The 13,105-nt window shown below is 39.8% G+C and carries 11 protein-coding genes, 1 other RNA gene and 1 riboswitch; of the genes, 5 read left to right on the top strand and 7 right to left on the bottom strand.

The window, feature by feature from the left end; all coding sequences use genetic code 11:
* The first annotated feature begins 58 nt into the window (after positions 1-58).
* A riboswitch (SAM riboswitch) is annotated at positions 59-174 on the top strand.
* Positions 175-408: 234 nt separating this feature from the next.
* From FAZ19_RS08840 to FAZ19_RS08830, 3 genes are all read left to right on the top strand, one after another.
* Positions 409-1,716 carry an O-acetylhomoserine aminocarboxypropyltransferase/cysteine synthase family protein gene (locus FAZ19_RS08840; protein WP_136820338.1) on the top strand — a complete coding sequence of 436 codons (1,308 nt, stop codon included), beginning with the start codon at positions 409-411 and terminating at the stop codon, positions 1,714-1,716.
* Positions 1,717-1,855: 139 nt separating this feature from the next.
* On the top strand, positions 1,856-3,037 hold the full coding sequence (locus FAZ19_RS08835; RefSeq protein ID WP_136820337.1) for a homoserine dehydrogenase: 1,182 nt from the start codon (positions 1,856-1,858) through the stop codon (positions 3,035-3,037).
* Positions 3,038-3,249: 212 nt separating this feature from the next.
* Positions 3,250-3,426 (top strand): LPXTG cell wall anchor domain-containing protein, encoded by a 177-nt coding sequence (locus tag FAZ19_RS08830; protein ID WP_136820336.1) that lies wholly within the window; start codon positions 3,250-3,252, stop codon positions 3,424-3,426.
* A gap of 36 nt (positions 3,427-3,462) precedes the next feature.
* Here the strand turns inward: FAZ19_RS08830 and FAZ19_RS08825 are convergent, their stop codons facing one another.
* Together FAZ19_RS08825 and rnpB are read right to left on the bottom strand one after the other, a co-directional pair.
* On the bottom strand, positions 3,463-4,842 hold the full coding sequence (locus FAZ19_RS08825; protein WP_136820335.1) for a sigma-54-dependent transcriptional regulator: 1,380 nt from the start codon (positions 4,840-4,842) through the stop codon (positions 3,463-3,465).
* Positions 4,843-4,898: 56 nt separating this feature from the next.
* Positions 4,899-5,288, bottom strand: an RNA gene (gene rnpB / locus FAZ19_RS08820) — RNase P RNA component class A.
* Positions 5,289-5,396: 108 nt separating this feature from the next.
* Here rnpB and FAZ19_RS08815 point away from each other — a divergent pair.
* Together FAZ19_RS08815 and FAZ19_RS08810 are read left to right on the top strand one after the other, a co-directional pair.
* Entirely contained in the window at positions 5,397-5,954 is a 558-nt protein-coding gene (locus FAZ19_RS08815; protein ID WP_136820334.1) for an RNA polymerase sigma factor, read from the top strand.
* Between the two features lie 2 nt (positions 5,955-5,956).
* A complete protein-coding gene (locus FAZ19_RS08810) occupies positions 5,957-6,772 on the top strand; it encodes an anti-sigma factor (RefSeq protein WP_229707374.1) in 816 nt (271 codons plus the stop codon).
* Between the two features lie 58 nt (positions 6,773-6,830).
* Here FAZ19_RS08810 and FAZ19_RS08805 read toward each other — a convergent pair whose 3' ends face one another.
* The 5 genes from FAZ19_RS08805 to FAZ19_RS24095 all read right to left on the bottom strand — a co-directional run.
* Entirely contained in the window at positions 6,831-7,658 is an 828-nt protein-coding gene (locus tag FAZ19_RS08805) for a ferritin-like domain-containing protein (RefSeq protein ID WP_136820333.1), read from the bottom strand.
* 11 nt (positions 7,659-7,669) lie between these two features.
* Positions 7,670-8,389, bottom strand: coding sequence for a ferritin-like domain-containing protein (locus tag FAZ19_RS08800; protein ID WP_136820332.1), 720 nt, complete (start codon positions 8,387-8,389; stop codon positions 7,670-7,672).
* 149 nt (positions 8,390-8,538) lie between these two features.
* Positions 8,539-10,497 (bottom strand): OmpA family protein, encoded by a 1,959-nt coding sequence (locus FAZ19_RS08795; protein ID WP_136820331.1) that lies wholly within the window; start codon positions 10,495-10,497, stop codon positions 8,539-8,541.
* 72 nt (positions 10,498-10,569) lie between these two features.
* On the bottom strand, positions 10,570-11,583 hold the full coding sequence (locus tag FAZ19_RS08790) for a PorP/SprF family type IX secretion system membrane protein (RefSeq protein ID WP_136820330.1): 1,014 nt from the start codon (positions 11,581-11,583) through the stop codon (positions 10,570-10,572).
* A gap of 29 nt (positions 11,584-11,612) precedes the next feature.
* Positions 11,613-13,105, bottom strand: a 1,493-nt coding sequence (locus tag FAZ19_RS24095; RefSeq protein WP_211245464.1) for a T9SS type B sorting domain-containing protein, incomplete at its 5' end; no start/stop codon positions are given.

Here is a 13,105-nt window from a genome sequence, read left to right as displayed (position 1 = left end):
ATATATTTGCAATGTACTTCGATAGTAGTACATCTAATCAACGTCCTGAATAGGTCTTGGTTTATAAAGAAGTGGCGAGAGACTGGCTCAATGACCCACTGGCAACCTACAAATAAAGATTTGAAAAGGTGCCAATTCCTGTCCGAAGTAATATTGCTTTGGAGCATATAAATGAAATAAGACTATGACATTAAAATTTAAGAATCATTCTATAATCATTGTTACGTGTAGACCCCTTAAAGGCCCGCAACTTTCATTAATCGCTATCTATATCCTATTTTCCATGCGAATACGCTAGTCGTCGCATCAGCTTAATATACTTTCAAGAAGTTTATTATCTGGTCAGAATGACGGCCAACATATCACATAAAAATCCACAACATTAGATAAAAATAAACCCACATTAAAATGGCAGATAACAAAACCCTAAAATTCGAGACCTTACAAATTCATGCAGGACAAGAAGCTGACCCTACGACAGGCGCTAGAGCCTTACCCATCTATCAAACGACATCATATGTATTTGAAAATGCGGAACATGGAGCAAATCTCTTTGCACTAAAGCAATTCGGAAATATCTACACCCGAATTATGAACCCCACAACAGATGTATTCGAAAAACGTATCGCAGCATTAGAAGGCGGAGCATATGCCGTGGCTGTAGCTTCCGGACAGGCAGCTCAATTTATAGCATTAAATAATATACTAGAAAGTGGTCAAAATTTTGTAGCAGGATCCAACCTTTACGGAGGCACTTACAATCAATTCAAAGTTGCCTTTAAAAGACTAGGTATCGAAGCGAGATTTGCCGATGATAGCGATGCAGATAACATCGAAGCTTTAATAGATGATAAAACCAAAGCAATTTACGTCGAAACAATCGGTAACCCGAGTTACAATATCCCAGATTTCGAACGCATAGTAGCTGTTGCAAAAAAATATGATCTTCCTTTTATCGTCGATAATACATTCGGAGCAGGGGGATATTTATTCAAACCATTAGAACATGGAGCACATGTAGTCGTAGAATCCGCTACAAAGTGGATTGGTGGACACGGCACCAGTATTGGAGGAGTTATCATTGATGGAGGAAATTATAACTGGGGTAACGGAAAATATCCCCAATTCTCTGAACCATCCGAAGGATACCACGGTTTGGTGTTTGCGGATGTATTTGGCGAGGGTGGCCCTTTCGGAAATATTCAGTTTGGCATTCGCGCGCGTGTAGAAGGATTAAGAGATTTTGGACCAGCTCTATCTCCATTTAACTCATTCTTACTGGTTCAAGGATTGGAGACCTTATCACTTCGCGTTCAAAGACATGTGGACAACGCATTGGAAATTGCACAATGGCTCGACTCCCATTCTCAGGTCGAGAAAGTAAGCTACCCTGGTCTCAAACACCACCCGTACCATCAAAATGCTCAAAAATATTTAAAAAATGGCTATGGTGCGGTATTGTCCTTTACCTTACGAGGAGGCGCGGAAAAAGCGAATGACTTTATTGATGGACTGGAATTAATTAGCCATTTAGCGAATGTAGGAGATGCAAAATCTTTAATTATTCATCCCGCAGCCACTACACATCAACAGCTGTCAAGTGAAGCACAACTTAAAGCTGGTGTATTACCAGGCCAATTACGGTTGTCGGTTGGCATCGAACACATCGATGATATTAAAGCTGATTTAGAACAGGCTTTTGAAAAAATAAAATAGCCCGTTGAACCACCTCATTAACGTATTTTGTAAGTGAGAAAACTTAAAAAGTTAAAAAAAGGGGCGCACGTGTGATTGGGAAATATTTCGGTATAAACAATATCAAGAAGAATATAAATTAAAACGGTATAAAATTAGAATGGGTAAAAAGCTAACTATTGGAATGTTTGGGTTCGGTGTAGTCGGACAAGGATTATATGACATTATCAAAACCAAAAATTTAAATTTAGAAATTAAAAAATTTGTGATAAAAAACGCGGAAAAAAAACGCACTCTTCCCGCAGAATTATTCACAACAGATGCTAACGCTATTTTAGAAGACCCTGAAATAAACACCGTAGTAGAGTTAATTGATGATGCTGATGCCGCTTTTGAAATTACAGTCAAGGCACTTCGGTCGGGGAAAAATGTCGTTTCCGCAAATAAGAAAATGATCGCTTCGCATCTTCAAGAGTTGACAGAAATACAACATGAAACCGGAACTTCTCTTTTATACGAAGGTGCAGTTTGCGGCAGTATTCCAATCATACGAAATTTAGAAGAATACTATGATAATGAATTATTACATTCCGTATCCGGCATATTCAATGGGTCGTCAAACTACATTCTATCCAAAATCTTTAATGAAAACCAAAGCTATGATGATGCCCTTAAAAAGGCACAGGAATTAGGCTTTGCTGAAACAGATCCAATATTGGATGTGGGGGGTTACGATGCCAAGTATAAATTAACTATTGTTGCGTCCCACGCCTATGGTATTTATATTAATCCGACAGCGATTCTTAATCTGGGTATAGATAAGTTAGAGAATGTCGATATCAGGTATGCCCGGGAAAAGAATTATAAAATTAAATTAATTCCCTTAGCAAAAGAAATTAATGCGAAAGAGGTTGTACTTTATGTATTGCCAAAATTCTTAAGTAAAGAAAGTATTTTATATAATGTGGAAAATGAAAACAACGGAGTACTGGTTAAAGCTGCCTTTGCCGATGAACAATTTTTCTATGGTAAAGGAGCTGGCGGTCATCCAACAGGATCCGCTGTGCTTTCAGATATTACTGCATTGCGATATGATTACCGGTATGAATACAAAAAACATATTGAATCCCATCAGATTGAATACACTACAGATTATGAACTTAAGGTATATTTTAGATATGAAGACGAAGACACATTGGAAAACATTGTATTCAATTCCATCTCCGAAAGATTTTATGGCGAAGATGCAAAATATGTAATTGGGTATATCAATCTCAGAGAAATTATTGAAAAGCGTGACATCATCAATAGGTCTGGCTATTTTATCGCAGAAATCAGTTAGGAATTCGACCTACAAATGCTCAAAAGCACTAATCTCGAGATTAGTGCTTTTATTATTTTCGGATGTTTTAAGCAGTTGTATGAATTCCCGTAGCATAAATACCTGAACTCGACTAAAAGGGAAACCATTATTCAAAAAATGTATAGATTGGCATCCTTGTTGCATGAATAATTATTATATTTAAGGATTGACAAATTAAGAAAGGAAAAATTATGAGTAAGTGGAAAAGTGTGTTACTCCTTACGCTTATAGCAAATACAGCATGGGCAGAGTCCACCGAGGTAGAACAGACTAATTCTCCTACAGGATTTCTAATCATTGGAGGATTATTGTTGCTAGTGATTATTTTTATACTATATAATAAACAGAAAAGAAAATTTAATGATTAGAAGAGAAGGTCGGTAATTACTGACCTTCTCTCTATTTTAATCTCTTTTCAAACCGAATTTTTCCATTTTACTGTACAAATGTGATCGTTGGATACCTATTTCATCCGCTGTCTTAGAGACATTCCAAGCATTTTTATCGAGCTTATGCGTAATGTACTGTTGTTCTGCATAGTCTTTGAATTCCTGAAAGGATTGAAAACTATCAAAATCCCACCCCGTACGTACATTTGTCACATCTCCATGTGTCACCTGTCTAGGTGCAGAAGGGTTCGCAAATGTATTAACCTCTTTTTCTGTAATTTTTTTATCACTCAAAATAATCAAACGTTCCACCATATTACGAAGCTCACGAATATTACCTGTCCAAGGCAATGCTTGTAAACTTTTCATCGCATCTGTCGTGATTTCCTTTGTGGGGATGTTATAATCATTACATATCTCCTCACAGAATGACGATGCAATCAGTGGAATATCATCCATACGCTCAGTTAAAGAAGGCACGTGTATGAGTATCACACTCAGACGGTGATACAAGTCCATTCGGAAATTACCACTGTCGATTTCTTTTAATAAATCTTTATTCGTTGCCGCTATTACACGTACATTCACCTCAATTTCCTTTTCACCTCCTACTCGTGTAATCTTATTTTCCTGCAATGCGCGCAATACCTTTGCCTGAGCAGACAAGCTCATATCACCTATCTCATCTAGAAAAAGAGTTCCGCCATTTGCCTGTTCAAATTTTCCTATACGCTGTTTTACTGCCGAAGTAAAAGATCCCTTTTCATGACCAAACAATTCTGACTCAATCAATTCTGAAGGAATAGCTGCACAGTTTACTTCAACTAATGGTGAAGAGACACGATTGGACTTTTCGTGCAGCCAACGTGCTACCAATTCTTTCCCCGAACCGTTTTCTCCTGTGATCAATACACGCGCCTCTGTGGGAGCCACTTTATCAATCGTATCTTTTATCAGAGATATGCCGTCCGAGCTTCCAAGTATCTCCTTTGTTTTTGAAACTTTACGTTTGAGGACTTTCGTTTCTTTGACTAAATTTCCACGCTCAAGTGCGTTACGTACTGTAATTAGTAACCTATTTAAATCAAGAGGTTTTTCTAAGAAATCATAGGCCCCTTTTCGAGCCGCTTCTACGGCGGTTTCGATTGTTCCATGACCTGATATCATGATGAATGGTACGTCAGTAATAGTATTCGCTGCGACAAGCACTTCCATACCATCCATTTTATTCATCTTGATATCACATAGCACTAGATCTATTTTCTCTTTCTTTAGTATCTCTAATCCTTCTACGCCATTATCCACATCCAATACTTTATATTCTTCATACTCAAGAATATCTCGTAGTGAGCTTCTAATAGGTCTTTCGTCATCAATAATTAATACGGTAGTCATATAAAATTTATATAAAGAATTAAGCTTAAAACACGTATTAGGTGTAAAAATAAAAAAAAGAAGCAAACCTTGTAAGCCGGGTTCTGTAACTGAAATAAATCAGTTCTCTATCATTTATCTAGGTTTGCACTCACGCGCAAGCTCCATCAACCTACCCATTGCGAATACCGGTAAACCGGTAGAAGACGAGCAGCCTTCGAATTTCGCAACCTATTTGGTCTTTCAACACACGAGGTTTACCGTAATGCATGTCGCCATACAAGACCGTGAGCTCTTACCTCACGTTTTCACCCTTATCCACCATGCTGGTAGACGGTATATTTTCTGTGGCACTTTCTGTATTCCACCGTAGTAGAATCCTTCCCGTTAGGAAGCGTGTCGCCCTATGTTGCCCGGACTTTCCTCTTTCTCGTCTAAGACGAAACAGCGATAGAACCAGTTTGCTTCAATTGCAAAACTACGTTTTTTAGTTGAAAGTAGACAACTGATTTATATACAATTAGACTTGCAGATAAAAAGAAATTTATTTAAGTTTGGTATCTAAGACGAATTGCTTGAGCCCAATACATTATCTTGAGGAAAAAACACTAATCTCTTTATTGCAGAATAAGGATCAACGGGCATTTAATTATCTTTACGACAACTATGCAGGCGCGCTCTATGGCGTCATCATACGAATAGTACGCAGCAAAACCTATGCAGATGAAGTAATTCAGGATGTATTTGTCAAAATATGGAATCATGTAGATACTTTTGATGCAACAAAGGGAAGGCTTTATACCTGGATGATTAATATTGCTCGTAATGTAGCAATAGATTGTATCAAATCAAAGGGTGTTCAGAACGAGCAAAAAAACCAATCTCTTCCAAATATCGTAGATGATAAGGAAAAACATAACTTTACTATTGCAGAGGATGTAGATTTTATCGGTTTTAAAAATGTACTCAACGAGTTAAAAACAGATTGGAAGCTACTAATTGAGATGGCATATTTTGAAGGATATACGCAGCAGGAAATTGCGGTTAAACTTGATATACCTATAGGTACAGTCAAGACACGTACCCGAGGAGCGCTCTTAGAATTAAAAAGAATATTAAAAGAATACCAATAATAGTGGACATAAAAGAATACATATCGTCAGGCATTATTGAAGCTTATGTCATGGGACTCGCCACTGAAGAAGAGGTGAGTATCTTAGAATGCGTACGCAAAAATAATCTTGAAGTCGAGCAAGCCATCCTTGAAGCGCAAAAAACGCTTGAAGACTTTGCTAGTGTTCATGCTATACCACCTCCAACAGAAATTAAAGATTTGATCTGGAGCAAAATCGCGCAGGAGCCCGTTACAGATATTTCAGAAGCGACTCCTTCCATTCTTGCGGATAATAGACCAACTATCGAAGATACATCCTTTTCGAAACGTTTGGTTACGTTCCGAAACCTAACTGTCGCCGCTTCCCTATTATGTGCATTAAGTGTAGGTACTGCTATTTATCTTCACCAAGAGAATAAACGTCGCGATACGCTGATTAGTGAATTAGCTGCAACAAATGAAACGAATCTGTTAGTGCTTCAATCACTTCAAAACAAATGGAAGTTGCTTCAAGATCCAGCTATCAAAACCATAACCCTCACGGGAGTAGAACAACATCCAAACCTTAAAGCGCATGTATTCTGGAATATAAATACGACAGATGTCTATTTAAGTATGGAAAATCTACCCGTTGCCCCTGAAGGTATGCAATATCAATTGTGGGCCATTGTAGATGGCACACCAGTGGATGCGGGTGTATTTCCATTGGATAAGCTCGATGAAATAAAGACGATGCATCGAATTGCTACGGCACAGGCGTTTGCCATCACCCTAGAAAAAGAAGGTGGAAATCCTACACCTACATTATCGCAACTTTATGTGATGGGCAATATCTAAATAAAAAAGAGGGTTTGCCAATTTAGACAAACCCTCCGGTACCACTACCTAGACTAACTTATTTTATAAACAGTTGAGCAATATTCAGCACTGCCGTTGCAGTTAATGGTTCATCAAATGATTGGGTTGCCGCATCCATAGAGACTTTTCCACCTGTACCGTTTAGCGTAGTAATATCTACACCAGCTTGCACCTTGTTATCTTCCCCTGCATAGATCGGATCCACAACAGCTCCAATTCCACTATCATTGGCTCCCGTAATCCATGGCTTTTGATTTGCTGCGGCACCACCTCGAGCTCTCCGCATCTGCCGTATATGCGAAGCATGTCTCGCTTCTACCGAATGGATCTGTAATGCAGCCGTCAATACAACTTTATTTCCCTTAAGGATAGCTGCCTGTCCTTTATAGGCACGTACTCCAGTATCTTCAAAGGCCTGCGCCAACGCTAAAAACGTATCGTAGTCGCTGAATACATTTGCAAATGTACCCCCAGCGGTAAAATCGAATGTAGGTTTAGAGACCGCATTATTTCCCAAAACCTGTTTCAAGAAATTAACATGTGCTACCTCATGATCCCTGATCGTTGTAATGGCACCCATAGGTTTACCCGAGGGTACAAGATTAGAAGCCGCAGCACCTAACGTATAATACTCTGCTTCCAGGTATTCCAACGTAAGTGCGTAATTTAGCACACCATTCACATCGGTTGGTGTCTGCCCATACGCTTTTTTGAATAAGTCGCTTATCATAAACGGCATCGCCGCCAATGTCACTTTTTTACCAAAGGAAGCCATATTGCGAATTGCTTCACGACGAGGGCTTACGCGTTCGTTGAATTCAGGATCAACTTGCGTTATCGTTTCGAAAATATTAAATAAATTCATCTTATGAGGGATTAATAGGTGGGTAAATCTTTTACATCAATTTGTGTTTTGATAAATGGAGCAGCGATCTGCAACACCTGGCTAGGACTTTTAGAGACATCCAGTCCGTTACTATCGATTACTTCGTCGTTAGCAAATGTTCCATTGTCGATCAGATCACGTACCAAAGCAGCATGCCTTGCTTCAACGGATACGATCTTACCTGCCAGTAAAAGGTAATTTTCATCTTTAATCAACCAACCGGCGCCATTGTAGGCCGACACCCCAAGATCTTCAAAAGCTTTAGCTGTTGCCAAAACACTGTTTCTGCTAGAGAAGTTCACCGCAGAAAAATTAAATTCTAAATTTTTGATCGCGCTATTTCCTAGAGCAGTCTTGAAAAATTCACGATGAGCCACTTCATGGTCGCGAAGATCAGTAAAAAGCATGCGTTCCCAATCCGTGATTCCGGTATAGAAAGAATTCGCAACTTGAATATAAAATGCCGCCTCTAATTGCTCCAACGCATAGGCATAATTGAGAATAGCGATATCTCCACTGCCAAAATAATAACCTTTACCACCCATATCGATCGGGTCATTATCCTTCTTACAGCTACTTACTCCAAGAACAGCAATTCCTGCTGCACTTGCGCCGGCAAATCGTAAGAAGTCACGTCTTCTCAATCGACCATCATGTGCTACTTCTTCCTGTGTAGCGATAGATGGGTTTTTAGTTTCTTGTCTTTTCATGGTATAATTTGTTTTTAGTTATCGTTCGATTACCTATTTAATACCATATACGAGAAGATGAAGCGAATGGATTTATTTTCTCAACTTTTTTAAAAAAAAATGAGCCCGGATAAATCATCCGGGCTCATTTTGTAGAAACATGTATTCTATTAAAAGGCTAGTACCTCTACCTCGGTTCTCCTATTTTGTTGATGTTCTGCTTCCTTGCATTTTACTCCGTTAGAACATTTGTTAACTAAGCGGGTTTCACCGTATCCTTTCGCTACCAATCGGTCGGCGCCAATTCCTTTGCTTACGATATAGTCCACCGCAGATTTTGCTCTTCTGTCAGAAAGCTTCTTATTATAAGAATCACTCCCGCGGCTATCGGTATGACTTGAAAGTTCAATTCTAAGCGTAGGATTATTACGAAGAGTAGTAACCAATTTATCCAAGATTATTGCAGCATCCGGACGGATATTATGCTTATCGAAATCATAGTAGATATTTTCAAGCACGAATTTTTCACCTACTTTATTAACAGGTTGCAAATTCAACACCACATGTATCGTAGTATCTTGTTGTGGTATTACTCCCGGTACAGAAACGCTATCTGCCATATACCCCGCTTTATCCGCCAAAACCAAATATGCTGTATTCCTATCAATATCAAAACTAAACGCCCCCTTATCATCGCTGCTACTTGTTGACACAAGCTTGCCGGTTTCATCTGATAAACTGACAGTAGTAAAAGATAACGATTCTCCAGTCTTTTTATCCCGTGTCATACCTTCCAGAGTAACCGTAATTTTCGGCTTTTCGTACCGAAAAGAATAAATATCATCCGCTCCAATACCGCCCTGGCGATTCGACGAAAGGTATCCAAAATTTTCGTCCAAATTATCCCCTACAACTACAAAGGAAAAATCATCCGATGGAGAGTTTACAGGATAACCTAAATTTTTAGGTTTTTCGAAATTACCTCTTTGTCCTCTTGCTTGAAAAATATCTAAGCCCCCCATACCTACATGACCAGTGCTGGAAAAATACAATAGATTATCAAACACCGAAGGGAATACCTCATCTCCATCTGTATTGATACTACTCCCAGCATTCACTGGTGCTCCCCAACTACCGTCGGCCTGCTTACTACAGAACCAGATATCTACACCGCCATTTCCTCCTGGCATATCTGATGAAAAATAAAGTGTATTTTCATCCGTACTCAATGCCGCATGTCCTACAGAATATTCTTTTACGTTATTATACGCAAAATCCTCCTCTACCCAATTATTTTCTTGCTTTCTATATATTTTTAATTCAAGGTTCTGTTTCCTCCATTTCTGTCCATTTGCACGATATTTTTCGACCTGCTTACCTGGATAGGTACGCGTTACATATAATACCTCTTCTTTTGCATCCGTGACAATGGGTCCTAAGTGAAATGGTGACTCATTAAATGAATCTGGCATCACATTAGGATAGCTTAATGATCCATCGTCATTCCGGGTAGCCGAGTATATTTTAAGATAAGGCTGCCCTGTCATACCACTCTTTTCAGCCAGCAAACTATTTGGTTCCGCAGCATATAATACACCACCGCTAGTGGGTATCAAGCCAAATTCTGATAGCGATGTGTTGATGTCCTGCTCGTTCATTATAACATGTTTGGAAGGATTTTCCATCCAAAATAAGGCAGAGTCTGTACCTATAATGGCACGTGATATTTCCGCTTTATCGCCATATTTCTTCTGATAATTTGCATAGGCTATTTTTGCTTCGCTGTATTTTCCCTGCAACTGCAAAACCTCGGCATAATCCCAAAAAGATTGCTCACTTGCTTTTTCATGTTCCACTATACGAGCATACCAATTTTCGGCCAATGCATATTGGTTAATGTATAGGTAAGATGAAGCGAGACGCTCCATTTGTTCGACATCTGGATTATCCTTATTAACAACTAACTCATAGGCTTTAGCTGCATTTGCATATTCCATGTTCTCATAGAGTTGCGCGGCTCTTTGCTGACGACTAGGTTGCTCTTGTGCATATCCGAATTGACTAATGCCTGTCCAGAAACCCAAAGCAAGCAGACCTACAGTTATCTTATGCATTCTTGATTGTTTCATACTTAAAAATTTATTCTAAATGTTCATATCAAATATTCACCCCGCGATGAACATAGCTGGTCTGAAAACGGATTAAAAATATCTTGGACTTAATACCTGTCTACCTACGCGACCGAATGTGACTCCTAATGTTACCTCATGTGTACCGTTCTGCAAACCACTCAAGCGATTCAACATATGATCATAAGAGTAGCCAATACGAAATTTTGGGGAAACATAGAACTGAGCAATTCCACTCACCGAATTCAAAGAGCTCAATTTATTCGCAGAATAATCGGTATAATCCCTATTAAATATTCTCGAACGAGTACGGTATCCTGCACCGATCCAAAACTTGTCATTAAAAATAAACATCGCATTGAAATCTAGTGAGGTCGGTCCCTTAAAGTCATCTTTTATCAGTATGCTGGGACGAAGCAATAAACCCCTTTCTAATTCAAACAGTGCTCCGGCGATAAAATAGCCGTGAATGTTGCGGTATAAACTCTCTAATGAATTTTGATTAAACTGATAATCTTCTCCACTTTCACTTCCAGCAAACAGATCCTGCACAGATACTCCTGCATACCAACGCGGATTGCTGTAGTAAGCACCTAAACGAATATCCGGACGCCAGGTTCCAATCTTGCCAGTAGGTAGAATGGGATCATCGTCGTCAATAGTCACCAATTTTGCACCATCAAGACTGTACTGTGTCACGCCTCCTGCAATACCCAAGCTTAAACGATGCTCATCTGCCCTATCCAATTGCAAGCGTAGCGCATAGTTTGCATAAATACTTGTGGCGGCTTGTGCTCCCAACTTATCAGCTGAGACCTGAAGACCTACACCATGTCTTCTCTCGTAAGGATCCAATACCCCATCAATCGAAATGGTTCCGGTCTGGGGAGCACCATCCCATCCTGTCCATTGACTTCTCAAACCCATTTGCCCAAACCACTCTTCTTTATAACCAGCATAAGCGGGGTTTACACTGATCGAATTAAAAATATACTGGGTAAATTGGATGTTCTGTTGTCCATACCCTTTTATTCCTAAAAGGGTGATGGACAACAACAACATATATTTTTTAGCTAATCTGTTCATGGATTATTCGTTTAAGATCTATTGTCTAATTATTTGCTTTTGATTAACACCCAACCTTTATGCGACTCAGTTTTGCCATCCATCGTCGTTTTAAGGACATAATAATATGTTCCATCGTTCAGTCCTAGGCCTCCCCATGTATTGTCATAATTTTCGTTGAAATAAATTTCGTTACCCCAACGGTTGATGATACTTAATGAAACCTTATCATACATTTCTAACCCGTTAATGACAAAGTAATCATTATACCCATCATCATTCGGTGTAATCACGTTCGGAATTTCCAATGGATTTGGCAATATGGTTACCGTTACGGTAGCATCATTACTGAATTTACCCTTAATGTCCTGCACCCGATACGTAAAAGTAACTGGATCTAAATTGTCAGTAGGTGCATAGAACTCGACCTCTCCCGATGACAACACTTCTACTCGCCCACCAGTAGGCCCTTGAACAAGTTCGACGGTAGATGGATCAATATCCCATCTCACATCGTTAACGATATCATTAGCGAGGACAGGTATTTTAACCATATCTCCAGCTTTCACCTCAGCTAAATCATCTACCGCCTCAACTAACGGGAACTCGACTGGTATTTCGGGTGTTTCGTCCTCATCATCCGGATCCTCTGTTGTTGGCTTATCTGGCCCCCAAACTTTAATACCATTTGTGATTGTCGCCGGTGCTTCCTCATCTACATCTGCCGTCACTGTCATTGTAATGGTACCACCCACTGCAACTGCGGTGCTTGTAGTCACAGTAGCTGTATTCCCCGTTCCATCTGCTTCCGCATTTCCTGAAGTCACTTCATAATTAGTGATTGTAAGTCCAGCGCTTGGTATTTCACCTAAGTTGATTACTTTTCCATTTGCAATATCCGAAGGACCGTTATTAGTGATCGTCACCGTAAATGTTGTACTTTCTCCTGCTTTCACAACGGCTTCATCTGCTACTTTCGTAATGCTCAATACAGATTCGCGATCTACTGGAATCTCAGGAGTTTCGTCCTCGTCATCCGGATCTTCTGTTGTTGGCTTATCTGGCCCCCATACTTTGATCGCATTGCTAATTGTTGCTGGCGCATCCGTCGCTACAGCAGCTGCAACTTTTACTATAATCGTTCCGCCCACTGCAATGTTAGCATTCGTCGTAACTGTTGCCGTATTGCCGGTTCCTACAGCCGCTCCGTTTCCGGATGTCACTTCATATCCAGTGATCGCAAGACCTTCACTTGGTATTTCACTCAAGTTGATCACTTTTCCACTTGCAATATCCGAAGGTCCATTATTGGTGATTGTTACCGTAAATGTTGTAGTCGCACCCGCTGTTACACGCGCTTGATCCGCTACTTTCGTAATACTTAAGTTCGACTTATTGTCTACCGGGATCGGTGGTGTCTCGTCTTCATCGTCATCTACTTCGATACCGTTCTTAACCGTACCCGTAGCATTCGCAGGAACATGACCTGTAATATTCAGTTCGATCGTACCGCCCACATTGACCTCGTTGCTCACTTCGATCG

The sequence above is a fragment of the Sphingobacterium alkalisoli genome (genome assembly GCF_005049105.1).
In the GTDB taxonomy this organism is placed as follows: Bacteria; Bacteroidota; Bacteroidia; order Sphingobacteriales; family Sphingobacteriaceae; genus Sphingobacterium; species Sphingobacterium alkalisoli.
This window is presented reverse-complemented; position numbering and strand designations above follow the sequence as displayed.

Excerpts from the sequence above, each read along its gene's own strand:
- FAZ19_RS08840 (WP_136820338.1), top strand. The coding sequence starts at position 409 with ATGGCAGATAACAAAACCCTAAAATTCGAGACCTTACAAATTCATGCA.
- FAZ19_RS08835 (WP_136820337.1), top strand. The coding sequence starts at position 1,856 with ATGGGTAAAAAGCTAACTATTGGAATGTTTGGGTTCGGTGTAGTCGGA.
- FAZ19_RS08830 (WP_136820336.1), top strand. The coding sequence starts at position 3,250 with ATGAGTAAGTGGAAAAGTGTGTTACTCCTTACGCTTATAGCAAATACA.
- FAZ19_RS08825 (WP_136820335.1), bottom strand. The coding sequence starts at position 4,842 with ATGACTACCGTATTAATTATTGATGACGAAAGACCTATTAGAAGCTCA.
- FAZ19_RS08805 (WP_136820333.1), bottom strand. The coding sequence starts at position 7,658 with ATGAATTTATTTAATATTTTCGAAACGATAACGCAAGTTGATCCTGAA.
- FAZ19_RS08800 (WP_136820332.1), bottom strand. The coding sequence starts at position 8,389 with ATGAAAAGACAAGAAACTAAAAACCCATCTATCGCTACACAGGAAGAA.
- FAZ19_RS08795 (WP_136820331.1), bottom strand. The coding sequence starts at position 10,497 with ATGAAACAATCAAGAATGCATAAGATAACTGTAGGTCTGCTTGCTTTG.
- FAZ19_RS08790 (WP_136820330.1), bottom strand. The coding sequence starts at position 11,583 with ATGAACAGATTAGCTAAAAAATATATGTTGTTGTTGTCCATCACCCTT.